General features: G+C 61.2%; 23 protein-coding genes. 13 read left to right on the top strand and 10 right to left on the bottom strand.

What is annotated here, in order from left to right; all coding sequences use genetic code 11:
- Positions 1 to 7: 7 nt before the first annotated feature.
- Together E4662_RS22635 and E4662_RS22630 are read right to left on the bottom strand one after the other, a co-directional pair.
- Complete coding sequence (locus E4662_RS22635; RefSeq protein WP_136443914.1) at positions 8 to 784, bottom strand: class II glutamine amidotransferase; 777 nt, start codon at positions 782 to 784, stop codon at positions 8 to 10.
- The gene (locus E4662_RS22630; protein WP_136443913.1) at positions 784 to 996 is read right to left on the bottom strand and encodes a DUF6356 family protein; all 213 of its coding nucleotides are present in this window, start codon (positions 994 to 996) and stop codon (positions 784 to 786) included. The genes E4662_RS22635 and E4662_RS22630 overlap by 1 nt, the downstream gene beginning before the upstream one ends.
- Before the next feature lie 103 nt (positions 997 to 1,099).
- Here E4662_RS22630 and E4662_RS22625 point away from each other — a divergent pair, with 103 nt between their 5' ends.
- From E4662_RS22625 to E4662_RS22610, 4 genes are all read left to right on the top strand, one after another.
- A complete protein-coding gene (locus E4662_RS22625) occupies positions 1,100 to 1,561 on the top strand; it encodes an Lrp/AsnC family transcriptional regulator (RefSeq protein ID WP_136443912.1) in 462 nt (153 codons plus the stop codon).
- A gap of 344 nt (positions 1,562 to 1,905) precedes the next feature.
- Entirely contained in the window at positions 1,906 to 2,940 is a 1,035-nt protein-coding gene (locus tag E4662_RS22620) for an amino acid ABC transporter substrate-binding protein (protein ID WP_136443911.1), read from the top strand.
- A gap of 67 nt (positions 2,941 to 3,007) precedes the next feature.
- Positions 3,008 to 4,141: an ABC transporter permease subunit gene (locus E4662_RS22615; protein ID WP_136443910.1), complete on the top strand. Its 1,134-nt coding sequence runs from the start codon at positions 3,008 to 3,010 to the stop codon at positions 4,139 to 4,141.
- Position 4,142: 1 nt separating this feature from the next.
- Entirely contained in the window at positions 4,143 to 5,207 is a 1,065-nt protein-coding gene (locus tag E4662_RS22610; protein ID WP_136443909.1) for an amino acid ABC transporter permease, read from the top strand.
- Between the two features lie 77 nt (positions 5,208 to 5,284).
- Here E4662_RS22610 and E4662_RS22605 read toward each other — a convergent pair whose 3' ends face one another.
- Genes E4662_RS22605 through metC form a run of 3 tightly spaced genes read right to left on the bottom strand, consistent with a single transcriptional unit; the run spans position 5,285 to position 8,001 of the window.
- The gene (locus tag E4662_RS22605) at positions 5,285 to 6,169 is read right to left on the bottom strand and encodes an MBL fold metallo-hydrolase (RefSeq protein ID WP_136443908.1); all 885 of its coding nucleotides are present in this window, start codon (positions 6,167 to 6,169) and stop codon (positions 5,285 to 5,287) included.
- 11 nt (positions 6,170 to 6,180) lie between these two features.
- On the bottom strand, positions 6,181 to 6,816 hold the full coding sequence (locus E4662_RS22600; protein WP_136443907.1) for a VOC family protein: 636 nt from the start codon (positions 6,814 to 6,816) through the stop codon (positions 6,181 to 6,183).
- Between the two features lie 9 nt (positions 6,817 to 6,825).
- Positions 6,826 to 8,001, bottom strand: a complete 1,176-nt coding sequence (gene metC, locus E4662_RS22595; protein WP_168798058.1) for a cystathionine beta-lyase — start codon at positions 7,999 to 8,001, stop codon at positions 6,826 to 6,828.
- 92 nt (positions 8,002 to 8,093) lie between these two features.
- Here metC and E4662_RS22590 point away from each other — a divergent pair, with 92 nt between their 5' ends.
- The gene (locus tag E4662_RS22590) at positions 8,094 to 10,427 is read left to right on the top strand and encodes a molybdopterin-dependent oxidoreductase (protein WP_136443905.1); all 2,334 of its coding nucleotides are present in this window, start codon (positions 8,094 to 8,096) and stop codon (positions 10,425 to 10,427) included.
- Between the two features lie 2 nt (positions 10,428 to 10,429).
- Positions 10,430 to 11,197, top strand: coding sequence for an IclR family transcriptional regulator (locus E4662_RS22585; RefSeq protein WP_136443904.1), 768 nt, complete (start codon positions 10,430 to 10,432; stop codon positions 11,195 to 11,197).
- An 80-nt stretch (positions 11,198 to 11,277) separates the two neighbouring features.
- Here E4662_RS22585 and E4662_RS22580 read toward each other — a convergent pair whose 3' ends face one another.
- Complete coding sequence (locus E4662_RS22580; protein ID WP_136443903.1) at positions 11,278 to 11,679, bottom strand: rhodanese-like domain-containing protein; 402 nt, start codon at positions 11,677 to 11,679, stop codon at positions 11,278 to 11,280.
- A 182-nt stretch (positions 11,680 to 11,861) separates the two neighbouring features.
- Between E4662_RS22580 and E4662_RS22575 the strand changes: the two genes are divergently transcribed.
- Genes E4662_RS22575 through E4662_RS22545 form a run of 7 tightly spaced genes read left to right on the top strand, consistent with a single transcriptional unit; the run spans position 11,862 to position 20,532 of the window.
- Complete coding sequence (locus E4662_RS22575) at positions 11,862 to 13,070, top strand: NAD(P)/FAD-dependent oxidoreductase (protein WP_240705300.1); 1,209 nt, start codon at positions 11,862 to 11,864, stop codon at positions 13,068 to 13,070.
- Positions 13,071 to 13,074: 4 nt separating this feature from the next.
- Positions 13,075 to 15,147 (top strand): hydantoinase/oxoprolinase family protein, encoded by a 2,073-nt coding sequence (locus E4662_RS22570; RefSeq protein WP_136443901.1) that lies wholly within the window; start codon positions 13,075 to 13,077, stop codon positions 15,145 to 15,147.
- The gene (locus E4662_RS22565) at positions 15,147 to 16,793 is read left to right on the top strand and encodes a hydantoinase B/oxoprolinase family protein (protein WP_136443900.1); all 1,647 of its coding nucleotides are present in this window, start codon (positions 15,147 to 15,149) and stop codon (positions 16,791 to 16,793) included. The genes E4662_RS22570 and E4662_RS22565 overlap by 1 nt, the downstream gene beginning before the upstream one ends.
- Positions 16,794 to 16,796: 3 nt before the next feature.
- Positions 16,797 to 17,537 carry an SDR family NAD(P)-dependent oxidoreductase gene (locus E4662_RS22560; protein WP_136443899.1) on the top strand — a complete coding sequence of 247 codons (741 nt, stop codon included), beginning with the start codon at positions 16,797 to 16,799 and terminating at the stop codon, positions 17,535 to 17,537.
- Complete coding sequence (locus E4662_RS22555) at positions 17,534 to 19,435, top strand: propionyl-CoA synthetase (RefSeq protein ID WP_136443898.1); 1,902 nt, start codon at positions 17,534 to 17,536, stop codon at positions 19,433 to 19,435. The genes E4662_RS22560 and E4662_RS22555 overlap by 4 nt, the downstream gene beginning before the upstream one ends.
- Complete coding sequence (locus tag E4662_RS22550; protein ID WP_136443897.1) at positions 19,432 to 19,776, top strand: RidA family protein; 345 nt, start codon at positions 19,432 to 19,434, stop codon at positions 19,774 to 19,776. Before E4662_RS22555 ends, E4662_RS22550 begins: the two co-directional genes overlap by 4 nt.
- A 12-nt stretch (positions 19,777 to 19,788) precedes the next feature.
- Positions 19,789 to 20,532: an amino acid ABC transporter ATP-binding protein gene (locus tag E4662_RS22545; protein WP_136443896.1), complete on the top strand. Its 744-nt coding sequence runs from the start codon at positions 19,789 to 19,791 to the stop codon at positions 20,530 to 20,532.
- A 55-nt stretch (positions 20,533 to 20,587) separates the two neighbouring features.
- Here the strand turns inward: E4662_RS22545 and E4662_RS22540 are convergent, their stop codons facing one another.
- The 4 genes from E4662_RS22540 to E4662_RS22525 are packed head-to-tail and all read right to left on the bottom strand — an operon-like array spanning position 20,588 to position 24,221.
- On the bottom strand, positions 20,588 to 21,355 hold the full coding sequence (locus tag E4662_RS22540) for an IclR family transcriptional regulator (RefSeq protein WP_136443895.1): 768 nt from the start codon (positions 21,353 to 21,355) through the stop codon (positions 20,588 to 20,590).
- A gap of 9 nt (positions 21,356 to 21,364) precedes the next feature.
- Complete coding sequence (locus tag E4662_RS22535) at positions 21,365 to 22,906, bottom strand: TRAP transporter large permease (RefSeq protein ID WP_136443894.1); 1,542 nt, start codon at positions 22,904 to 22,906, stop codon at positions 21,365 to 21,367.
- Between the two features lie 2 nt (positions 22,907 to 22,908).
- The gene (locus E4662_RS22530) at positions 22,909 to 23,421 is read right to left on the bottom strand and encodes a TRAP transporter small permease subunit (protein WP_168798057.1); all 513 of its coding nucleotides are present in this window, start codon (positions 23,419 to 23,421) and stop codon (positions 22,909 to 22,911) included.
- Positions 23,422 to 23,426: 5 nt separating this feature from the next.
- A complete protein-coding gene (locus tag E4662_RS22525) occupies positions 23,427 to 24,221 on the bottom strand; it encodes a glycine betaine ABC transporter substrate-binding protein (RefSeq protein WP_136443892.1) in 795 nt (264 codons plus the stop codon).

Here is a 24,221-nt window from a genome sequence, read left to right as displayed (position 1 = left end):
TTTCCGGCTAGGCCGCCCTGAGATCAAACGCTCTCTCTGTGGCCCGGTCAAATCGCACCAGCCGATTGGGCGGCACTTCTGCCCAGTGATCGCAAGCCCCGTCCAGCGGCTCGGAGGCGACCACCAGCCCGCCATCCGCAAACCCGCGCGAGACATAGAGCGTTGGGCAGCGGCCATCGCTGGCATAGCGGAAGCAAAAGAGGCTTTGGCCGTCCGAAAACACGCAGGTCTGGCGGAAAAACGGCGGTACGCCAATGGCTTCGGCCGTGTCCGTGAGCAGTGAAATCACATCCCGGCAGGCCCGCCCGGGATGCTCCGCCAGACCCGCATTCAAAAGCAGAAGAAACAGAAGTTCCGAATCCGTGCTCCCCCGCCGAAGCGCATAAAGCTCATCCGGCAAAAGCGCCTCAAGCCGCCGCCGCAGCGCCATGAATGAGCCGGTCTGCCCGTTGTGCATGAAGCTCCACGGGCCATGCGTGAAAGGATGGCAATTGGCGCGCGCGGTCTCGCCTTCGGTCGAGGCGCGCACATGGGCAAGGAAGAGCGGCGCGGAGATATGCCGGCAGAGGCTGAGCAGGTTGCTGTCCGACCAGGCTGGCAGAATGTCCTTGTACAAACCCGGCTCCGGGTGCGCGCCGTACCACGCAATGCCAAAACCGTCGCCATTGACCGACAGCTTGGCCTCCTGCGCTTCCTGGCTTTGTGCGATGAGAGAATGGCTCGGCGCGATGATGACATCAGACAGCGCGCGCGGCGGACCGAGGTAGGCGGCAAGACGGCACATCAGTTGCGCCGTGTCAGCCGGTCATGCATCTCGGAAATCATCCGGCTGCCGGTTTTCTCGAACAGGCAGGGGATAATCGCATGCACCAGCGCGGCCCCGCCTGCGAGCAACAACCGCACGGCGAACCAGCCGGCAAACCGCATGTGCTGGAAATAGGTCTCGTCCACGGACTGCGGGTGATCGACAAAGATGCGCTGGAACGTGCGGGGCATGGGGGTCTCCTGTTTGCGTTGGATGAAAAATACCCCGCTTTGGGTCAGCATACGTCCCAAAGTGCAATTGCTTTTTCTACTATTTGTGGAAATAATCCCAAGTATGAGCGTCAGTTTGGATGAAATAGACCGCAAGATCCTGAGACTCCTGCAGCAGGACGCGTCACAGAGTGTCGATGCATTGGCCGAACGGGTGCATCTGTCGCGCAATGCCTGCTGGCGTCGGGTCAAGCGGCTGGAGGCTGATGGCATCCTGCAAAAGCGCGTCGCGATCATTGATCCGGCTGCGGTGGATCTTGGTTTGCAGGTCATCGTTCTGATCCGCACCAATGATCACAGTGCAACCTGGCTCAAGGCGTTCCGCAGGGCGGTGCGCAACATGCCGGAGATCACCGCGGCGCAGCGCATGACCGGCGAGTTGGATTACGTCTTGCGTGTTCGGGTCGCTGATGTGCCTGCCTACGATCGCTTTTACCAACGCCTGATCGACAAGGTCCAAATCGCCGATGTCTCTGCGAGCTTTGTCATGGAAGACATCAAGGAGACGACGGCGCTGCCGATTTGAGGCCGTCGACTTCAAGGCCCGTCTGGCAAGCCTTCTGGCGCAACGGCTGACCCTTGCGGTGGTCCTGTTTGCGCCGAACGACGCGATAATCAGTCAAGCTGACCAGTGCCGTGAAGCGCCCTGATTGGCCTCGTGTGGCTTTCTCGATCCGTGTTCAGCGGTGGACTTGAGCCAAAGACAAGGCTCAACCCGCCGCAGAAACGCGCATCCCACCGCCCTATTGCCTTGGTTTTGGGCAAAAAACGAGAAGTTTGCAGAAATTGTTGACTCGTTCCCTCGATTCTCGCATTCTTTATAGCGATACAAGTGTTCTGATATACGAAACGCAACAGACGGAGGAAACGATGATCAACAGAACCATTCTGGCCAGTCTGGCCGTGGCAACAGGCCTCGCACTGCCATCGGCAGGATTTGCCGAAAGCCCGACCATCAAGGCGATCGAAGAACGCGGCACCATGCTGTGCTCGGGTCACAACGGCAGCTATTTCGGGTTTGTCGAAGTAAACGACAAGAACGAATGGAAAGGTCTCGACATCGACCTGTGCCGGGCCATGACCACCGCCATTCTGGGTGATCCGGACAAATCGCAGATCGTGCCGCTGAGCTGGGCGCAGCGGTTCCCGGCGCTGCAATCGGGCGATGTGGACATCATCATCAAGGCCACAGGCTGGACCATGGGCCGCGATACCGAGCTTGGCCTGCAATTCTCGATCCCCTATTTCTTTGGCGGCGCACAGTTCATGGCGCATGGCGATCTGGGCATCACCGAAGCCAAGGATCTCGAAGGCGGCACCATCTGTGTCGAAGCCGGCACCACGATCGAACGCATCGCGGCCAACTACCTCAAGAGCATCGACGTCGAGCACACCATGGTGAGCTATGAAAAGGCGTCCGAGCTTCGCGCGGCCTATCTCGCCAACCGATGTGACAGCTTTGTGGCCTGGGGGCCGTTCCTGGCTGTGCTGCGCGCGACGGAGCTGGAAAACCCCGATTCCCATGTGATCCTGAACGATCAACTGTCGAACGAGCCGATCTCCGCAGCCATGCGCCAGGGGGACGAAGATTTTGTCGACTTCACCAACTGGATGCTGGCGGCGCTGCTGATTGCAGAAGAAGAGGGCATCACCTCGCAGAACGTTGCGGACATGGCGGCCAACCCGCCCAACCCGAAAATCGCCCGTTTGCTGGGTGTTGAGCCGGGCATGGGCGAACGTCTTGGCCTGCGCGACACCTGGGCGCGGGAAATGATTGCGGAAGTGGGCAACTACGCCGAGATCTACCACCGCAACCTGGGCGAAGAGAGCCCCTACAAGCTGGAACGCGGGCTCAACAATCTCTGGAGCCATGGCGGCGTGCTCTACGCTCCGCAACTCGACTAAGTTCCCTCCTCCCCTACGGGGCTGCCATTTCGGCGGCCCCCTTTTTATTCTCGGATAGTGTAGAGCCATGGACGCAACCGAACTCAAGGCGCGCGCCAAGCGCCGCAAATTGATCACGCAAGCGATGATCCTGCTGGTGACAGCTGTCGTGATCATTGGGGCCGTGCAGAGCGCGCGGGTCAATCTGACTGCGCTGGGGATTACCTCTGGTTTCGATTTTCTGGAGCGGTCGACCGGCTGGTCCTATTCCTTCTCCCTGATCGACCGGGACATCAATGACAGCTATGCCCGCACGCTGACCATCGGTTTCATGAACACGGTCTTTGTCGGGTTCACCGCGATTATCATCGCCACGATCTGTGGTTTCCTGATCGGCACCTTCCGCGATGCCCGCAATCCGGCGTTGAAGACGGCGGCGACAATCTACACACAGATTTTCCGCAATATCCCGCTGATCCTGCAGGGCATATTTTGGTACGCCATTGTAATTCACCTGCCCGGACCGAGACAGGCAATGTCCTTGGCCGATGGGGTGTTCCTGTCCAATCGCGGGCTGATGTTGCCGGTGTTGAACGTGTCGCTGACCGTCGCGCTGGGAATGGTGCTGATCCTCATCGGTGCCGTGTTCCTACTGAAAAAGGCGCGGATCGGCTTGGCGCAATCGGTGATTGCCTGGGTCGGCTTGCTGGTCTTTTTGATCCTTGGCGTTTGGGGGTTGTTTGTGCCCACGGGCGAAGGCGTGTTTTCCTGGCCTGCGCTGAAAGGTCTGCGTTTTGTCGGCGGCGTCACGGTCTCGCCCGAGCTTTTGGTGATGATCATCGCCATCGTGCTCTACGGCTCTGCCTATATCGCCGAAGTGGTGCGGGGTGGGCTGGCCGAAGTGCCCAAAGGGCTGATTGAGGCGGGCGAGGCACTGGGCCTGAACAACCGGGCTATCTGGTCCCGGATCAAGATGCCCATGGCCCTGCGCACGATCATTCCACCGCTGGGCAACCAATGGATCTTCATCATGAAGGCCACCACCATCGGCGTTGCCATCGGGTTTTCGGACCTGTTCTACATCGTCTCCACCTCGATCACGCAATCGGGTCAGACACTGGAGCTGATCGCGATCCTGATGGGCGGGTTCCTGTTGGTGAACTTCTCGATCGCTCAATTCGTCAACTGGCTGAACGACAGCCTGAAGCTGAAGGCGCACTGATATGGCGAGCATGACTTTCGCGAACTTTGACTGGGGCCGGTTCAAACGCCGCTCCTTTGCCACGCCGCTCGACAGCGGGATCACGGTGGTGGTTTATCTGGTGCTGGTCTGGCTGCTGTGGCAGGCGCTGAGCTGGGCCTTGTTCAATGCGGTCTGGACCGCTGACGGCGTGGATCAATGCGGCAAGGACGGCGCATGCTGGTCCGTCATCCACGCGCGGCACCGGCTTATCCTGTTTGGTCTATATCCTTATGAAGAGCATTGGCGCTCGACGCTGGCCTGCCTTGCGATCATCGCCACGGTGGTGATCTCGTGTTTCCCGCAGACATGGCAGCCAAAGCGGCTCGCGGTCATCTGGATCGTCGGTTTTGCCACCTATTACCTGTTAATGGAGGGCAGCCTGCTGGGGCTGACCCAAGTCACGACGGACCAATGGGGCGGGCTCGCCCTGACCCTGTTCCTGTTTTCCAGCGTGGTTCTGATCGGCATGCCGATGGGGCTGGGGCTGGCGTTGATGCGGCGCTCGGAGATGCCTGTGGTGCGCGGCTTCGCGTCTTTGGTGATTGACCTGATCCGCTCGCTGCCGCTGTTGACGACTTTGTTTACGGCGGCGGTGGTGATCCCGATCCTGCTTCCCACATGGCTTGAGGGCGACAAGATCTGGCGGGTGATCCTGGCCTTTGGGCTGTTCTTTGCCTGTTATCAGGCCGAAGTGCTGCGCGGCGGGTTTCAGGCCATTCCCAAAGGCCAGTTTGAGGCAGGCAAGGCGCTGGGGCTGACCTATTGGCAAATCCTTGGCCGCATCGTGCTGCCGCAAGTGTTCCGCCACGCGTTGCCTTCGACGGTGAACAATGTGGTTGTGACCTTCAAGGAAACCGCGATCGTGATCATCATCGGCTTTTTCGATGTGCTGGCCTCGGCCAACGCCGCTTTTGGCACGGCGGAATGGGCCCCTTATTACATCGAAGTGCTGGCCTTTGTGTCGCTGATCTACTGGGTTTTCCTGTTCAGCCTTGGCCAATACGGCGAGTATCTGAAAAAGCGCATGAAAGTCGCGCAGCGTTAAAAAACCGCCATGACGGCAAAGAAAAGGGGGCCCCGGCGGCCCCCTTTTTGGTTTTCTGGAACAGGGCGGATCCCCCGTCAGAGCTTGTTCACCGGCAGTTTCAGCATTTGGTTGCCGTCGTCATCCTCTGGCACATCGCCTGCGCGCATATTGACCTGCAAAGACGGCAGGATCAGCTGCGGCATGGACAATTGCGCGTCGCGTTCCGTGCGGAACCGGATGAAGTCTTCGCGGCTTGTACCGCCACCCACATGGATGTTCCCGGTTTTCTGTTCTGCCACGGTGGACTCCCACGCCAGAGGTCGCCCATTGGGGCAATAGTCGTGGCAAATGAAAAGGCGGGTTTCATCGGGCAGCGACAGGACCTTCTGGATGGAATCGTAAAGCATGCCCGCATCGCCGCCGGGAAAATCCGCGCGGGCCGATCCGCCATCGGGCATGAACAGCGTATCCCCGACAAAGGCCGCATCGCCGATCACATGCACCATGCAGGCAGGCGTGTGGCCGGGCGTATGCAGCGCAAAACCCGGCAGGCCGCCCACCTGATAACAATCGCCATCTGCAAACAGCCTGTCGAACTGCGATCCGTCGCGCTGAAATTCCGTACCTTCGTTGAACACTTTGCCAAAGGTGTCCTGAACGATGCGCACATCCTCGCCAATGCCGATGCGCCCGCCGAGCCGCTCCTGCATATAGGGCGCGGCCGAAAGGTGGTCGGCATGAACATGGGTTTCGATGATCCAGTCCAGAGACAGGTCCCGGCTTCGGATGAAGGTGATGATCTGATCGGCACTGTCATAGGTCAGACGCCCCGCAGCCTGATCAAACTCCATCACCGGATCGATCACCGCGCAGGCTGTTCTGGCGGGATCGCGCACCACATAGCTGATGGTGCTTGATTGCGGATCGAAAAAGCCGGTGACTTCGGGCTTGGCGGACAGATCGACGAGGGGCGTGGACATCAAGGCCTCCGCTAGTCGAGCGTGACCGCGCCTTGCGGCGTATCAAGCTCAAAGGCAAGCGCCGCCGGGCCTTCGGAAATCTCGGCCAGATGCGCGATATTCAGCGTCTCGAACATGCCGCGCAGGCGGTCGGGATCGGGGCTGGTGATCTGCACCTTTGTCAGGGTGATACCCAGATCCTGCTGGCCGGTGGAGGGGTGCGGGCCGGGGGACCATTCGATAAAGGCCGGCAGCAGCCCGCCTTCGGGCAGATGGCCATCGGCGGGCACGGTCAGCCGCCAGGTCCGCTCGCCGCGTTGAAACAGGACCACTTCGCCCAGATCCACCGGACTTGCGGCAATCACCCCGTCAAGATCGTCCGTGTTGACCACCCAGCACAGCGCGCGCGGGCGGTCCGCGATCCGCGCCCGTGTTGCCGGATCATCCAGCGTGAACCAACGGACACGGCCCGGATCGGGCGCATCCGGGTCCACCGCGATCAGTTCCAGAAAGCTTTCATTGCCCGCTTGCATAACGCAGTTGTGCGTGCTCATCGCATCGTGTTTGGAGCCGCGCGGCACGTCGACACCAAGCGCCTCCCTGAGCGCAGCAACGCCTTGGTCGAGAGTATCGGCACCGATGGCGAAATGATCGATCTTGTTGTTCATCTTGGGTCCTTATGGGTCAAGTAGAGGAAGCGCGGCGGCAAGGTCGGCTTTCAGGGAAGCCGGATCTTCCAGCCCGATATTGAAACGCACCAGACGCCCCGGCTCGGTCCACGGCTTGGCGCTGCGCAGGGGGATCACCGGCAGGGCGAGGCTTTCATAGCCGCCCCAGCTGACGCCGATGCCAAAGTGATGAAGACTGTCGACGAAACGGCGAACCGCATCGTCGCTGGTGGTGTGGAAGATCACGCCGAACAGCCCGGCAGCACCGGAAAAATCACGCGCCCAGTGTTCGTGGCCGGGGCAGGAGGGCAGGGCGGGGTGCAGCACGCGTTTGACCTGCGGCTGATCGGCAAGCCAGTGCGCCATCTCGCGCCCGGCGCGGTCAATCGCTTCGAGCCGCAGCTTCAGCGTACGCAGCCCGCGCAGGGCAAGCAGCACTTCCTGTCCGCCGGTTTTGTCGCCGATCTGCATCACGGTTTTACGGATGCGCGTGCCAATCTCCTTGGCCGAAGCGGTGACACCCAGCATGCAATCGGAATGGCCGGAGACGTATTTACTGCCTGAATAGACCACCACATCCACGCCCAGTGTCAGCGGCTGGACAAACATCGGTGCGCCCCAGGTGTTGTCGAGCACGGTCGGGACATTTGCCGCCCGTGCCACGTTACAAATGGCGCGAATATCGGGCATCTCAAAGGTGCCGGAGCCGGGGGTTTCGAAAACGATCGCAGCGGTGGTTTCGGTGATCAGCCCCGCAATCCGGCCGCCGATCATCGGATCGAAATAATCAACCGTGACGCCCTGCCGGGTCAGCAAGCCATCACAGAAGGCGCGGGTGTTGCCATAGACATTGTCGGCCACCAGAATATGAGAGCCCGGGGCGGTCAGCGCCATCAGCGTGGTGCTGATCGCCGCCACACCAGAGGAAGTCAGCGTCACCATTTCGGTGCGCTCAAGTTTGGCGAGGAGTGCCTCAAGCTTGTAGACTGCGGCGTTGCCGTATCGGCCATAATACAAAGTACCCGGCGCATAGCGGGCATCGCGCGCCGATTCGAATTCGGCGAGCGTGTCGAACACCATGGTAGAGCTGAGTTCGAGCGGCATATTGACATGACGGCCCTCGGTGCGGTCGGGACGCCCGTCCTGAACCAGAGTATCGGCAAAGTTGATGGAGGAATCGTGCACTTTAATGTCCTTTATGGCCATCAACAGGATGACAGCCCCTTTTGCTTGTGTCAATATTCGGCAAACGTGTATCATATAACGGAACATAAAACGTGAGCACTGGCTCGACACACAAACCCACCGCAAGCCACTGGGGCGCGGGGATCGCAGAGATCGACGGCAACAACAGGCTGGTGGCGGTGCATCCGCATCCGGCTGATCCGAACCCTTCACAGATCAACGGCAACATCGCCTCAAGCCTGAATGGCCGGGCACGGGTGCTGCGCCCGGCTGTGCGCCGCGGCTGGCTTGACGGCAGCGGCGGAACTCGCGGGCGCGACACGTTTGTCGAACTGGACTGGGACGACGCGCTGGATCTTGTGGCAAACGAGCTCACGCGGGTGCGACAGACTTATGGCAACGAAGCGATTTTCGCCGGTTCCTATGGCTGGTCGAGCGCCGGGCGGTTTCACCACGCTCAAAGCCAGCTCAAGCGGTTCCTGAACACCCAGGGCGGGTTTGTGCGCTCCGAAGGCAACTACAGTTACAATGCGGCGCTTGTCCTGATGCCGCATATCGTCGGCCCGTTCCGGCAGCACGTGGCCCAGGCAACCCGGTGGACGGTGATCGCCGATCATGCCGATCTGGTGGTGATGTTTGGCGGCATGGCAATGCGCAACACGCAAGTCAGCGACGGCGGCCTTGCCCGGCACCGCATGGGAGACAACTTGAAAGCCTGCGCCGACGCGGGCGTGCGCTTTGTCAATGTCTCGCCGCTGCGCTCGGACGCGGCGGATGCGCTTGGCGCCGAATGGCTGGCGCCCCGGCCCGGCACCGATACGGCCATCATGATGGGGCTGGCCCATACCCTGTTGACGGAGGGGCTGCACGATCCCGATTTTCTGGAGCGCTATACGGTTGGTTTCGACAAGGTGGCCGCCTACCTGCGCGGCGAGACCGACGGGGTAGCGAAATCCGCAACCTGGGCGGCGGAACTCTCGGGTATTCCCGAGCAAAGGATCGTTGCGCTGGCCCGCGAGATGGCGGCAGGGCGCACGATGATTTCCTGCGCCGCCAGCCTGCAACGGGCCGATTATGGCGAGCAGCCGCTGTGGATGACGGTCACCCTCGCGGCCATGCTTGGACAGATCGGGCTCCCGGGGGGTGGCTATACCATTGGCTACGGCGTGAATGGTAACATCGGCAATGTCGAACGCCCGTTTCGCTGGGGCACCCTGCCGCAGGGGCGTAACCCGGTTGATGTCTCGATCCCGGTGGCGATGATTGCAGACCTGCTGCTGAATCCGGGCGGGCGCTATCCCTACAATGGCGAGATTCGACAGTTCCCCAACACCCGGCTTGTCTGGTGGGCTGGCGGCAATCCGTTTCACCATCATCAGGATCTGCACCGGCTGCACCAGGCTTTCCAGCGCCCGGAAACCGTGATCGTGAATGAGCTGAACTGGACCGCCACCGCGCGCCATGCGGATATTGTGCTGCCGGTGGCCGCAGCGCAGGAGCGCACCGATTTCGGGGGCGGCAAGTCCGACAATGCGCTGATCCCGATGCCGGCTTGTGTGGCGCCCGCGGGTGAGGCGCGGGCGGAATATGACATCTATCGCGATCTGGCACGGCGACTTGGCGATGAAGCGGCCTTCTCGGATGGGCTGGACAGCGACGGCTGGCTGCGACGCATCTGGCAGGAAACCCGAGAGGCTGCCAGCGCCGACGGGGCAAACCTGCCGGAGTGGGATGACTTTCTGAGCGGCGATATGATCGAGTTCCGCGACCCGTCGCCCAACCAGGTGTTTCTGGACACATTCCGGGCCGACCCGGAGGCCAATCCATTGCCGACCCCAAGCGGCAAACTGGAACTGTTTTCCGAAACCATCGCGGGCTTCGGGCTTGAGGACTGCCCCGGTCACGCCTGTTGGTTCCCGCCTCGGGATTTGTCGGAGGGCCGCTATCCCCTCCATCTGATTTCCGGTCAGCCCGGAACGCGTCTGCATTCGCAGCTCGACAATGGCGATGTCAGCCTCGCGGCCAAGGTGCACGGCCGCGAGCCGGTTCTGATCCACCCGGAGGACGCCGCCGCGCGCGGAATCGCCGATGGTCAGGTTGTGGAATTGTTCAATGACAGGGGAAGGTGCCTCGCTGGAGCGCGGGTCAGCGAGGCCATCACGAAAGGCTGCGTGTTCTTGTGGACCGGTGCTTGGTACGATCCGGATTTCTCAGCCCCGGGAGCGCGGGACCGCCACGGCAACCCCAACGCGCTGACCCATGATCTGCGCACATCAAGCCTGACACAAAGCCCGGCCTCGCATTCCGCCATGGTGGATCTGGCCCGCTTTGAAGGCCCCCCGCCAAGGGTAGAGGCGCATGATCCGCCCGGATTTGTATCCGCCTCCCGTTCTGTTATACGAAACAGGATAACAAAAGACGAGTAGACATGACCGACGCCCCCAAAGCCCCGAAGGTTGACAGCACCCTGTCCAAAGGTCTGTCCATCCTGGAAAATCTTGTGACCGCGCAAAATGGCAAGGGGGTGACGGAGCTGTCGCGGGAATTGGGCCTGACCAAATCCAACGCGTTCCGGCTTTTGCAGACGCTGACCACGCTGGGCTATGTCAAACATCTCGACAACAAGAACTATGCTGCCACGCTCAAGACATGGCAGGTGGGGCGCGCGTCGGTCGAGAACCTGAACCTGCGCGCCGTGGCTGCGCCGGAGATGGCCTATCTGAGCCAGGAAACCGGCGAGGCGGTCTATCTGGCTGTGCCAGAGGGATTGTCGGTGGTCTATATCGACAAGGTCGAAAGCCTGAAGCCGATCGGATCGTGGAACCCGGTGGGCGGCAGCGCGCCGATCCATTGTGTGGCCACGGGCAAGGCCATTCTCGCCAGCAATTACGCCGACCTGCGCGTCAAGCTGGAGGGCAACCTGACTCCGTTCACCGACAAGACCATGACCACACTAGAAGCCGTGGACGAGGACGTGAAACAGACGCTCAAGCGCGGCTATGCCTTTGACCGGGGCGAGTTTCGCGACAGGATCCTGAGCTTTGGCGGCGCCATTCGCCTGCCTGATGGCGAGGCGATCGGGGCGCTCGGGGTGTCGCTGCCGGATATCAATCTCGATGACGGCGGCGAAGAGCGTATGGGTGCGCTGGTGCAGCATGCGGCGAACAACGTGTCGCAGAAATTGCTTCGGATGTAAGTCGAAGATAGGGTTGGGGCCTGCGAGACTGCCAGCCCACCTTTGCGGACTGGCGATTTCTTGAGCCGGGGAACAGGCGATCAGCCTTTGCGTTCGACCTCTTCCACCGGCCCGCCAGCCTTGACCCAGGAACCGAAGCCTTCGCGCAGGTGCGCGGCTTCGAATCCCATGTCCTGAAGCGTGGCCACAGTCAGGGCCGAGCGCCAGCCTGAGGCGCAGTGGAACACATATGTCTTGCCTTCCTGAGCAAAGACGTCCTTGTGATATGGGCTGTCGGGATCAACCCAAAACTCGATCATTCCGCGCGGGGCGTGAACACTGCCGGGGATGGCCCCGGTACGCTGGCGTTCGCGAATGTCGCGAATATCAACGACAACGATGTTCTCGTCCGTGTGCCGGGCGATCAAATCGGCGGTTTCAATTTCTTCTATGCGCGCGCGCGATTCACTGACCATTTGGGCAGCGGATTTCTTGAGTGACATGTTTAGTGTTCCGGTATGCGTAACAGATATTTCGTATATTGACACACTGAGGTGACCAATGCAAGGTAACAGCAACAGAGTCGGCAGACTTGACTTGCAAAAGGACGCCCCGGCACATGCGATCACAAAGCCCTATATCATTATGGGATGCTTCGGCAGAGGAGCCGGACATCCAAAACCCGATGACCGGCGATGCCGAAACCGATGTGGCCATCGTTGGCGGCGGGTTCACGGGCTTGTCGACCGCGCTCTACGCGGCGGAAAAAGGGCTGGGCGCGCATGTACTGGAAGCCAAACATGTGGGTTTTGGCGGCTCGGGCCGTAATGTCGGGCTGGTCAATCCCGGTGTCTGGCATCCGCCGGCGGCTGTGCGCAAAAAGCTCGGCGACACTTACGGCCCGCGTTTCATCGACCGTTTCGGGGCGGGACCGGCGCAGGTGTTTTCTCTGATCGAAAAGCATCAGATCCGCTGTGAGGTCACACGCACCGGCACGATCCACGCAGCCCACGCGCCATCGGGCTTTGCCGACCTTCAGGCGCGCTACGAAGAATGGAACCGCCTTGGCAAGCCGGTCGAACTGCTCTCCCGCGAAGATATGGTTGCCAAGACCGGGACGCATGTTTTTCACGGTGGTCTGCTTGATCATCGCGCGGGCACGGTCAATCCGATGGGCTATTGCCGGGGGCTTGCCCGTGCCGCGAAAGGGGCGGGGGCGACCATCAGCACCGGGGTCACAGTGACCGGCCTGCGCCGCGATGGGGAGCGCTGGATCGTCGAGACCAGCGCCGGAACGGTGCGCGCCAAACATGTGGTGCTGGGCACCAATGCCTATACGGATGCACTGTGGCCTGACCTCGCTCGCGTCTTCACCATGATCCATTACTTTCAACTGGCCACCAAGCCGCTAAGCGCCGATCTGTCCCACATTTTGCCGGAGCGTCAGGGCGTTTGGGATACCGGCCAGATCATGTTCAGCCTGCGCCGCGATGCCTTTGACCGGCTGGTTATCGGCTCCATGGGCACGGTGGTGGGCAATGTCGGGCGCGGCCTGTCGCAACGCTGGGCCAGAAAGCAACTGGCCCGGATCTTTCCTGAGCTTGGGCCCGTGGAAATCGAAGAAGCCTGGCACGGCCAGATCGCCATGACGCCCGATCACCTGCCACGCATCTATCAGCTTGCGCCCAATCTTTATACGCCGATTGGCTACAATGGGCGGGGGATCACCACGGGCACGATCTTTGGCGAATGCATGGCCGATCTGATCACCGGTATGGATCCGTCCGAGCTGCCGCTGCCCATGGCCCGGCTCGAAACGGTCTCCAGCGCGCCGATCATGTCGCGGCTTTACCAGATGGCCTTTACGGCCAACCAAGTCCTCAAGAGTCTTTAAGAACATGCACGAGAATGCCATTCGCGTCGGTGTCGACATCGGCGGAACCTTTACCGACATCGCGTTGCAGCATCCCGGCGGGCTGTCGACCTGCAAGGTGCTGACCAATTACTCACAGCCGGAGCAGGCCATTCTGGACGGTGTCGCTCAGGCAGCGGACCGGGCCGGGATTGGCCTTGGTGACATTGGTCAGGTCATTCACGGCACCACGCTTGTGACGAATGCGCTGATCGAACGGCGCGGGGCCAAAACCGCCTTTATCACAACCGAAGGCTTTCGCGATGTGATCGAGATGCGCTCTGAAAACCGGTTCGAGCAATATGATCTCAACCTCAACCTGCCCGTGCCGCTGGTGCCGCGCGAACACCGCTTTACGCTGAATGAACGGATGGGGCCGAACGGCGAGGTGCTGCTTGCGCAGGATGCGGCGGAACTGGCGACAATCGTCGAGCGTGTCCGCGAAGGCGGGTTCGAGGCCGTCGCGGTGGGCTTGATGCATGCCTATGCCAATGATGCGCATGAAGTTGCAGTAGGCGAAGCCCTGCGCGCCGCATTGCCGGATCTGTCGATTTCGCTCTCGTCCGTGATCTCGCCACAGATGCGGGAACTGCCACGCTTCAACACGGTGATCGCCAACGCCTATGTTCAGCCGCAGGTGGCCGATTACCTTGGCCGTCTGGTGGCGCGGCTGCGGGACACCGGGGTCATGGCGCCGGTCTTCATGCTGCATTCCGGCGGTGGGCTGATCGCAGTAGAAACGGCGGCAGAGCAACCTGTGCGCTTGCTTGAAAGTGGTCCCGCGGGCGGCGCGATCTTCGCCGCCGATTTTGCCCGGGCGCATGGCTTGGACAAGGTGCTGAGTTTTGACATGGGCGGGACCACCGCCAAGATCTGCCTGATCGAGGATGGCGCGCCCAAGACCGCCAACACGTTCGAAGTCGCGCGCACCTATCGGTTCAAGAAAGGCTCCGGCATGACCGTGTCGACCCCGGTGGTCGAAATGGTGGAGATTGGCGCGGGCGGCGGCTCCATCGCCTCTATCGACAGCATGGGCCGGTTGCAGGTTGGGCCACGCTCGGCGGCTTCGGAACCGGGCCCGGCTTGTTACGGGCGCGGCGGCGCAGAGCCAACGGTGACCGATGCCAACCTGCTGCTAGGGCGGCTCGACCCGGACAATTTCGCCGGGGGCTCGATCAAGCTGCACCCGGAAAACGCGGCGCAGGCGGCGGACAAGTTGAACCTGACGGCGCATGACGCGGCTTTTGGCATCACCGAACTGGTGGACGAGAACATGGCCAACGCGGCGCGGGTCCATACGGTGGAAAACGGCCGCGACATTGAGCATTTCACCATGATCGCCTTTGGCGGCGGCGCGCCGCTGCATGCCTGCCGGCTGTGTGAAAAGCTGGGCATTTCGGCGCTGATCATTCCGCCGGGGGCGGGTGTTGGCTCGGCCATCGGTTTTCTCAAAGCGCCGTTCAGCTTCGAGGCGACACGGGGGCTGTTCCAGCGGCTGGACGCCTTTAACGCGGATACGGTCAATGCCGCGCTTGCTGAAATGGAAGCCGAGGCCCGCGCCTTTGTTGCCAAAGGGGCGCCAGAGGCAGAGACCCGGCTGCAATTGACCGCGCAGATGCGGTATTCGGGGCAGGGCTGGGAGATCCCTGTTTCTCTGCCGCACAAGGTTTTTGCCGCAGAGGATGTGGCGATGATCCAGAGCGCCTTTGAGGAGGCGTATCGCACGCTCTTCGGGCGGATCATCGAAGGTCTGCCGATGGAGATCACCAATTGGCAAGTCAGCGTATCGACCATTCTGCCAGAGGCCGCACGGGTTGCGCGCCACGGGTCGGGTACCGATGCGGCCGTCGCCCGCAACCGGAATTTCTTTGACGCGGCGCTGCGGCAGGACGTGGAAGCACGCGAAGTGAACCGTGCCGACATGACCCCCGGTCTGGCCGTGGACGGCCCGGCCATCATCGTCGAAACCGAGACATCGACCGTGGTCACCTCAGGCTATCGTGCCGTGGCCCAGGGCGATGGCAGCATGCTGCTTCTCGCCAAGAAGGGAGCTTTGTGATGCGCACCAGCGCGATTGATCACCAGATCATGTGGAACCGCCTGATCGCGGTGGTGGAAGAACAGGCCACCACGCTGATCCGCACCGCCTTTTCCACCTCCGTACGCGAAGCCGGGGACCTTTCGGCAGGGCTGTTTGACCGTCAGGGCCGGATGATTGCCCAGGCGGTGACCGGCACGCCGGGGCACGTCAACGCGATGGCCGAAAGCGTGACCCATTTCGCTGACCGGATCGGACCGCAGAACACCTTCGAAGGGGATGTGTTCATCACCAATGATCCCTGGCTTGGCACCGGGCATTTGCACGACATCACCGTCGTGACCCCGGTGTTCCGCAAGGGCAGCCATATCGGCTATTTCGCCTGCACCGCCCATGTGGTCGATATCGGCGGGCGCGGCTTTGGACCGGATGGCAACGAGGTGTTCGAAGAGGGCCTCCTGATCCCGATCACTAAATTTGCCGAACGGGGCACGGTGCAGCCGCTGTTGATCGAACTGATCCGCGCCAATGTGCGCACACCGGATCAGACCGTGGGTGACATGTATTCGCTGGCTGCTTGCAATGAGGCCGGAGACCGGCGCTTGCAGGCCATGATGGATGAGTTCGACATCGACGATCTTGATGCGCTGTCCGATTTTGTCATCGAGACCAGCCGCAAGGCCACGCTGGAGGCAATTGCCAAGGTGCCTTCGGGCGAATACCGCCAAACCATGCAAGTCGACGGGTACGACGCGCCCGTGCATATGGAAGTGACACTGACCATCGACGGCGATCAGCTGACCGCCGATTTCGACGGCACCTCCGGCATGAGCCGGTTCGGCGTGAACTGCCCGGAAGTCTATACCCGCGCCTATGCCTGTTACGCGCTGAAATGCGCGATTGCCCGCGAGGTGCCCAACAATACCGGATCGCTGGAACCGTTCCGGATTACCGCGCCGGACGGCTGCATCCTTGCTGCAAAACGGCCTGCGCCAGTATCCGTGCGCCACGTGATGGGCCATTTGGTTCCAGACGTGGTGTTGGGGGCGCTGCATCAGGCATTGCCGAACACGGTGCCCGCCGAAGGGGCCAGCGCGCTGTGGAATATCCAGATTGCGGCCCGCGCCTCTGACCCGGCCAGCGGCCTGCCCAACCGCGAGGTGCTGATGTTCAACTCCGGCGGCACCGGGGCGCGGCCCGCGCTCGACGGGCTGTCGGCCACCGCGTTCCCCTCCGGTGTGTCAACCATGAGCGTCGAGGCCACCGAGCACGTCGGGCCGATCACGGTCTGGCGCAAGGACCTGCGCGAAGGGTCGGGCGGGGCCGGAGCCCTGCGCGGTGGCCTGGGCCAGACCATCGAGATCGAGCCGCGCAAAGGCTATGATTTCTACTTCAACGCCATGTTCGACCGGGTGGAAAACCCGGCGCGGGGCCGCGACGGCGGTCTTCCCGGCGGGCCCGGCGCAGTGGAACTGGTGGGCGGCACCAAGCTGAAATCGAAAGGCAGGCAGTTGATCAGGAGCGGCCAGCGCCTGCGGCTTAGCCTGCCCGGCGGTGGCGGCTACGGCGATCCGCTTGCTCGTGATCGCGCGGCGGTGGCGCGCGACATCGCGGCGGGCTTCATCACGGCTGAACAGGCCAAGACAGACTACGGATTTGAGGGATAAATCATGGTGGCAATCGCACTCGTAACCGGCGCGGCCCAGGGCATTGGCCTGGCCTGCGCGGAGGCACTGGCCGAAGATGGCTACAAGGTGGTCCTGTCGGATGTGCAGGACGGCGTCATGGGAGCCGCGGAAAAGCTCGGCGGCGTGGGTATGATCTGTGACATGGGCGACATCGCTTCCGTGACTGCAATGTTCGACCGCATCGAGGCCGAGCATGGCCCGGTCGCGGCGCTGGTCAACAACGCAGGCATCGCCATGCCCGGCGATTTCCTGAGCTACGATCTGGACGCCTTTGACAAGGTGATGGCGGTCAATTTGCGCGGGCTGTTTGTCGCCACCCAACGCGCGGCCAACACCATGGTCTCACAAGGCATCGAAGGCGCGATCGTCAACATGTCGTCGATCAATGCGCAGGTGGCGATCCCGGCGATCCCGGCCTATTGCGCATCAAAAGGCGGCGTGATGCAGCTGACCAAGGTCGCGGCGCTGGCGCTGGCCAAGCACAATATCCGCGTCAACGCGATTGGCCCGGGTTCCATCGACACGGAGATGATGGCAGGCGTGAACGCCAATCCCGAGGCCTTCAAAATGGCCATGTCGCGCACACCACTGGGTCGCTCAGGCACTGCGCGTGAAATCGGCGATGTGGCGGCGTTCCTCTGTTCGAAGAAAGCCAGCTATATCACCGGCGAGACGATCTATGTCGACGGCGGGCGGCTTGGCCTGAACTACGTCGTCCAATGAGCTACGCAGAGGCATATGCACGCTGGCAATCGGACCCGGAGGCGTTCTGGGCTGAGGCTGGCAAGGGGATCGACTGGTTCACCCCGGCGGAAAAAACCTTTGACCCTGATCAGGGGGCCTATGGCCGCTGGTTTGCCGGGGCGACCTGCAACACCTGCTGGAATGCGGTGGACAGGCATGTGGAAGCCGGACACGGCGAGCGCACAGCGGTAATCTACGACAGCCCGGTCACGCACACCGAGGCCCGGTACAGCTTTGCCGATCTGCAAAGCGAAGTCGGCGCGCTGGCGCAGGTGATGCGCGACCATGGCGTGGGCAAGGGCGACCGGGTGATCATCTACATGCCGATGGTGCCGCAGGCGATTTTCGCCATGCTGGCCTCGGCCAGGTTGGGGGCGGTGCATTCGGTGGTCTTTGGCGGCTTTGCCGCGCATGAACTGGCCACAAGGATTGAAGACGCCGCGCCGAAAATGATCATTTCCGCCTCCTGCGGGATCGAACCGGGGCGGGTAGTGCACTATAAACCGCTGCTGGACGCGGCCATCGAAGAATCCTCTGCCAAGCCGGATCACTGCCTGATCCTGCAACGCGAGATCGAACCTGCCACTATCGTGGACGGCCGCGACGTGGATTATGCCGAGGCTGTCGGAGCCGCGAAGGACGCGGGCCGGATGACGGAATGCGTGCCCGTGGCCGCCACCGACCCGCTGTATATTCTCTATACTTCGGGCACGACGGGGCAGCCCAAAGGTGTGGTGCGCGACAACGGCGGACACATGGTGGCGCTGCGCTGGACCATGGAACAGCACTACGGGGTGAAACCGGGAGAGGTGTTCTGGGCGGCGTCGGATGTGGGCTGGGTCGTCGGGCATTCCTATATCTGCTATGGGCCGCTGCTGAACGGATCGGCCACAGTGGTGTACGAAGGCAAACCCGTGGGCACCCCTGATGCGGGCGCTTTCTGGCGGGTGATCCAGGACCATGAGGTCGTGGCGCTGTTCACCGCGCCGACAGCCTTCCGTGCGATCAAGAAAGAAGACCCGACTGGGGCCCTGATTGCCGATTACGACCTGTCGAATTTCCGTACGTTGTTCCTCGCGGGTGAACGATCGGACCCGGCCACCGTGCAATGGGCCGAGGAAAAGCTGGACCGCCCGGTGATCGACCATTGGTGGCAGACCGAGACCGGCTGGGCCATGTCCGGCAACCCCGTGGGCCTGGGGCAGGTGCCGGTGAAACACGGCTCGCCCGGCGTGCCAATGCCCGGGTATGACATCCGGGTGCTGGATGACGGCGGCAATGAAGTCGCGCCCGGCACTCTGGGCAATATCGTCTGCAAGCTGCCGCTTCCGCCATCGTCCTTTCCGACGTTATGGAATGCCGAAGAGCGGTTCCGCAAAAGCTATCTCGATGAGTTTCCGGAGTTCTATGCGACCTCGGATGCGGGTCTGATCGACGAGGACGGCTATGTCTTCATCATGGCGCGCACCGACGACATCATCAACGTGGCCGGACACAGGCTCTCGACCGGAGCCATGGAAGAGGTGCTGAGCGCCCATCCCGATATCGCCGAATGCGCGGTGGTCGGCGTGGCCGATGCGCTCAAAGGCCAGATGCCGCTGGGGTTCTACGTGACCAATGACGGCGTCGACCGGGCCGAGGCGGATTTGCAGGGTGAGCTGGTCGCGCAGGTGCGTCAGTCCATTGGCGCAGTGGCGGCCTTCAAAACCGCGATAGAGGTGAAACGTCTGCCCAAGACCCGATCCGGCAAGGTCCTGCGCGGCACCATGCAGAAGATCGCCGACCGGGCCGAGTTCAAGATGCCCGCGGCCATCGACGATCCGGCCATTCTGGACGAGATCTCCGACGCGTTGAAAACAAGAGGACTGTTGCCATGATCGAACGGCTGCACACCAGCGACCGCATGTCGAAAATCGTCAAGCACAACGGGGTTGTCTACCTCTGCGGGCAGGTGGGTGCGGGCGAAACCGTGGCCGATCAGACCCGCGATTGTCTTTCCCGGATCGACGCGCTTCTGGAAGAGGCCGGTAGCGATCGGAACCACATCCTGCAGGCCATCGTCTGGCTGCGGGACATGGCGGATTTCGCCGAGATGAACGCGGTCTGGGATGCCTGGGTCCCGCAGGGCCATGCCCCCGCACGCGCCTGCGGCGAGGCGCGGCTGGCCCGCGACGTTCTCAAGGTCGAAATCATCATAACTGCGGCAAGCAAGTCCTGACAGGAGAGACTCATGGCGGAAACACCGGCGGTACGCATGATCAATGTCGAGAAGTATTACGGCACGTTCCATGCGCTCAAAGACATCAATCTGACGGTCACCAAGGGCGAAAAGATTGTCGTCTGTGGCCCTTCGGGATCTGGCAAATCGACCATGATCCGCACCATCAACCAGCTTGAGGAACATCAGGGCGGACTGATCGAGATCAACGGGCGGTCCATCAGCGCCGAGGATCCCAACATCGACAAGCTGCGGCAGGACGTGGGCATGGTGTTTCAACACTTCAACCTGTTTCCGCATCTGACGATTTTGCAGAACTGCACCCTTGCGCCGGTGCTCGCGCGCAAGATTTCGCAGACCGAGGCGGAAGAAACCGCCATGCAATACCTTGAGAAGGTGCAGATCGCCAACCAGGCGCAGAAATACCCCGGACAATTGTCTGGCGGTCAGCAGCAGCGGGTTGCGATTGCCCGGGCGCTTTGCATGAAGCCGGATATCCTGCTGTTTGACGAGCCAACCTCGGCACTGGACCCCGAGATGATCGGCGAGGTGCTCGACGTGATGGTGACGCTGGCCGAGGAAGGCATGACGATGATCTGCGTGACGCACGAGATGGGTTTCGCACGCAAGGTGGCGGACCGGATCATCTTCATGGATACCGGCGAGATCATCGAAGAGGACGATCCCGAGAGCTTCTTTGACAATCCCAAGAGCGAACGCACGCGGACGTTCCTTGAACAGGTACTGACGCACTGACCCGACGTGCGGATCTTTTCACGGAAGGGATCCGCAGGCCCGGCATTGGCCCAGGTCAGAGGATGTGAGCCGCGGCGCGCTTTGCCGTGTCCTTGACCATCGAGACCCATTCTTCGCAGTCCCGGATGGGCGCCGACAGACTGTTGGCGATGGTTGAGATACCGATGGCAATCGTGCTGCACCCGGAGGGGTCACATATCGGCGCCGCGATACAAGCGACATCCAGAGATCCTTCCCGATCATCAAAGGCAATGCCACCTTTGCGCACGCGCTCGAGTTCTTGCCGGAGCGCGTCACGCCCGGCAATCGTGAACTCCGTGTGTGGGTAGAAGCTTTGAGCGTCAAGCAGCGCATCCGCTTGGCCATTTGGCGCAAACGCTGCCAGCGCTTTGCCAATTGCCGAGCAGTACACATCTTCGGTGTCGCCCGCCGATTGCGCAACGGAAATTCGCGCGGTTGATGTCAGGACAACGTCCGCCAGCACAACCCGCCCTTTTTCCAGCACACCCAGATGGGCGACCTGTCTGGTGCGTTCCGTGAGCTCTTGCAAGAGAGGATGCAATCGCTCAACGGCCTCTCTTGCGTTGGGCAAACAATGGGCCATGCTCCATATTTTCTTACCTGGCCCATAGGTCCGTTCCGGACCACCCCGGACCAGGTATCCGCTGATCTCAAGCGTTCGCAGCACCCGATGCGCACTCGCCATGTCCATATCCATAGACTGTGCCACATCCTTCAGCCGCATCGGCTTGTTGGCGTGCAGGACCGTGTCCAGAACATCGAGCCCACGCGCCAGTGTTTTGTTGGGTGGAGCGTCCGCCATGATAACACCTTACCGCAGCGCGTAGGGAAGCCACGTTGAGATATCCGGGAAGACTGCAACCAGTGCCAGGACGAGGATCTGAATGCCGATGAACGGCAGCACCCCGACATAGATGTCCCGGGTCGAGATCTCTGGCGGCGCAGACGAGCGGAAGTAGAACAGCGCAAACCCGAATGGCGGAGTCAGGAACGACGTTTGGAGGTTCAGCGAGATCAGGATGGCCAGCCAGATCGGATCAATGCCCGACAAGAGCAGGACCGGCGCGACCGTTGGCACGATCACAAAGATCACCTCGATGAAGTCGAGGATGAAACCAAGGACAAACATCACCAGCATGACCACCGCCAGGGCTGTCATTGGACCGCCGGGCACGCTTTCGATCATATGGTGAACGGTTTCTTCGCCGCCAAACCCCCGGAACACCAAGGACAGCATCGCAGCGCCGATGAGGATCATGAAGACCATCGCGCTCAATCTCGCGGTTTCAACGCAGGTGCGGTCAAGATTGCCGGAAGCAAAGAGGCTCCTGAGTGCAATGGCAAGCAGGCCGACAAAGCCGATCATTGGCAGGGCAACAAGGATCCGTTCGGCAAACAGGGACAGGCCAAGTCCGCCGGTTCCCAGCTTGAAGAACACGGCTGCACCCAACAGGAGCAGTCCGGTGTTGGCCATGCCGCGACGTTCGGTTCCGAAGCCCGCTAGAAGGATCGCACCGACAGCCCCAATGGATGCCGACTCCGTCGGGGTGGCGACGCCGCCCAAAATGGAGCCGAGAACACCGATGATCAGCGCGAGAGGCGGCACCAGGCGCATGAGCAAATCCCGCGTGGAAATATCGTCGACATTCTCATCCTGAGGCGGGGCAGGGCTCACGTTTGGATTCAGAACCGCCAGAATGATCTGATAGGAGAGAAACGCCAAAACCAGAATGAACCCCGGCACAATCGCGCCTGCAAACAGGTCCGAGATGGAAACCGTCTCGGGTGAAAACACGCCCTGTTCCAGCTGCGCTTTTTGATACGCTGCGGAGATGGTGTCCGCGAGCAGAACCAGAACAAGCGAAGGCGGGATGATCTGACCCAGTGTGCCCGCAGCGCAGATTGACCCGGACGCCAGCCGCTTCGAGTAGCCCCACTTGAGCATCACCGGCAAGGACAACAATGCCATCGTGGTAACGGTCGCACCAACAATGCCGGTTGATGCCGCCAACAGAGCACCAACCAAAGTGACCGCATAGCCCAAGCCGCCCCGCCTTTTGCCGAACAGTCGACCAATGCCATCCAGCAGCTCCGTAGCGATGCCGGAGCGTTCCAACATGGCCCCCATGAAGACAAAAAGCGGAACAGCCAGCAGGATGTCGTTGTTCATTGCAGCAAAGGTGCGTTGCGGCATGGCGATCAGAAAGGACGTGTCAAAGACACCAAAAAGCGCGCCCAGACCCGCCATGATCAATGAGACGCCGCCCAGCACAAAGGCAACCGGAAAGCCGGACATCAGGCACAGCAACAGAGCCACGACAAAAGCCGTGAGGAAAAAGTTTGCGAGATCCATGATCATTCACTCCAGCGCTGGATGCAGCGGTTCAAGATGACGAGCGATTGGGCGATCACGAGAACGAGGGCTATCAGGATCACTGTCTTCAGCAGAAAAACACCCGGAAGACCGCCCGCTTCCCGCGATCCCTCCAGCGCAGCCCAGGAACTGCTTACATACGGCCAGGACAAGAGGAGCATGTAGACGCAAAGTGGCAGCAGAAACACGACGATCCCGATCGCATCAACACGGCGTTGTGCCCGTGACGAAAGGCCATGGAAGATCATGTCGACCCGGACGTGCCGCCCGTTTTTCAAGGCATCCGCCAGCGCGAGCATGAACATGGACCCGAAGGTGAACAGGATAGATTCCTGTGCCATCACGGACCCTGTTTCAAAAAGATACCGCGCGACAACGACGCTGAATTGAAGAAGAACGAGCAAAAGGCAAAGCCAGCGCGCAAAGACGCCAACGGCCCCGACGATCTTATCGACGATTGTGTCACCGGACAAATGGTCCAAGGATTCAGCCATCTGCTTTACTCCATCCATCCGTCAACGGTCGATCGGTTCTCACCGATCCAACGTTTGGCGGCCTCGCGAGCGGTCAGACCTTCTCTGCAGATCGCCTGGTCAAGTTCCGAAACCACGGCATTCTCGAGGGACACTTTTCGCAGAAACTGGATGCCTTGAGCGGACACTTTGTGGGCCGCATCCTTGCGCAGAACCATGGTGGCATCGTCCTGACCGCCAAGCAGGCCTTTGGGGTCTTTCAACTCGCGCAGCTTTGCTTCGGTGTGCAGCCATTGCGGATGCCAAAGCGGCACAATCGCAAGATCGCCTGCGGCTGTCGCATCCAGATAAGCGCCGCAGCAATCGTCCACGGTCCCGTTCTGAAAGTGGAAACCGTGTTGCTCCAGTTGATAATCGACGATCATCTGACGAGAGAACCGGCTGATGCCGGCCCCCGGCGTGATCCCCTGAATCAGCTTGCGCAACTTGGCCGCGACATCGGGCTTGGCGAGATCTTCGACAGACTGGATGTCATCGGGCGCATCCGCAGAAATACCCCAGATGCAGTAGGGCGTATAGATCACCGCCAGCTTCTCGATCTCATCCTCGAACGGTGCGATGTAGCCTCCGTGAGATGCGGGCAGCCAGGCCGAACAGACGAGATCGACCTCGCCCCGACCCAGCATCGCGAACATCTCCTCATGGGGTGCTTCGCGAATTTCGATAGTGTGGCCGAGGTCCTCGAGGACCTCGGCGAGTACGGCCGCAGCCGCTGTATGAAAGCTCAGACCAACCTGGCCCATGATCAACGGCTCAGTCAT

It is taken from the genome of Pacificoceanicola onchidii, from assembly GCF_004804335.1.
GTDB lineage: Bacteria > Pseudomonadota > Alphaproteobacteria > Rhodobacterales > Rhodobacteraceae > Pacificoceanicola > Pacificoceanicola onchidii.
This window is presented reverse-complemented; position numbering and strand designations above follow the sequence as displayed.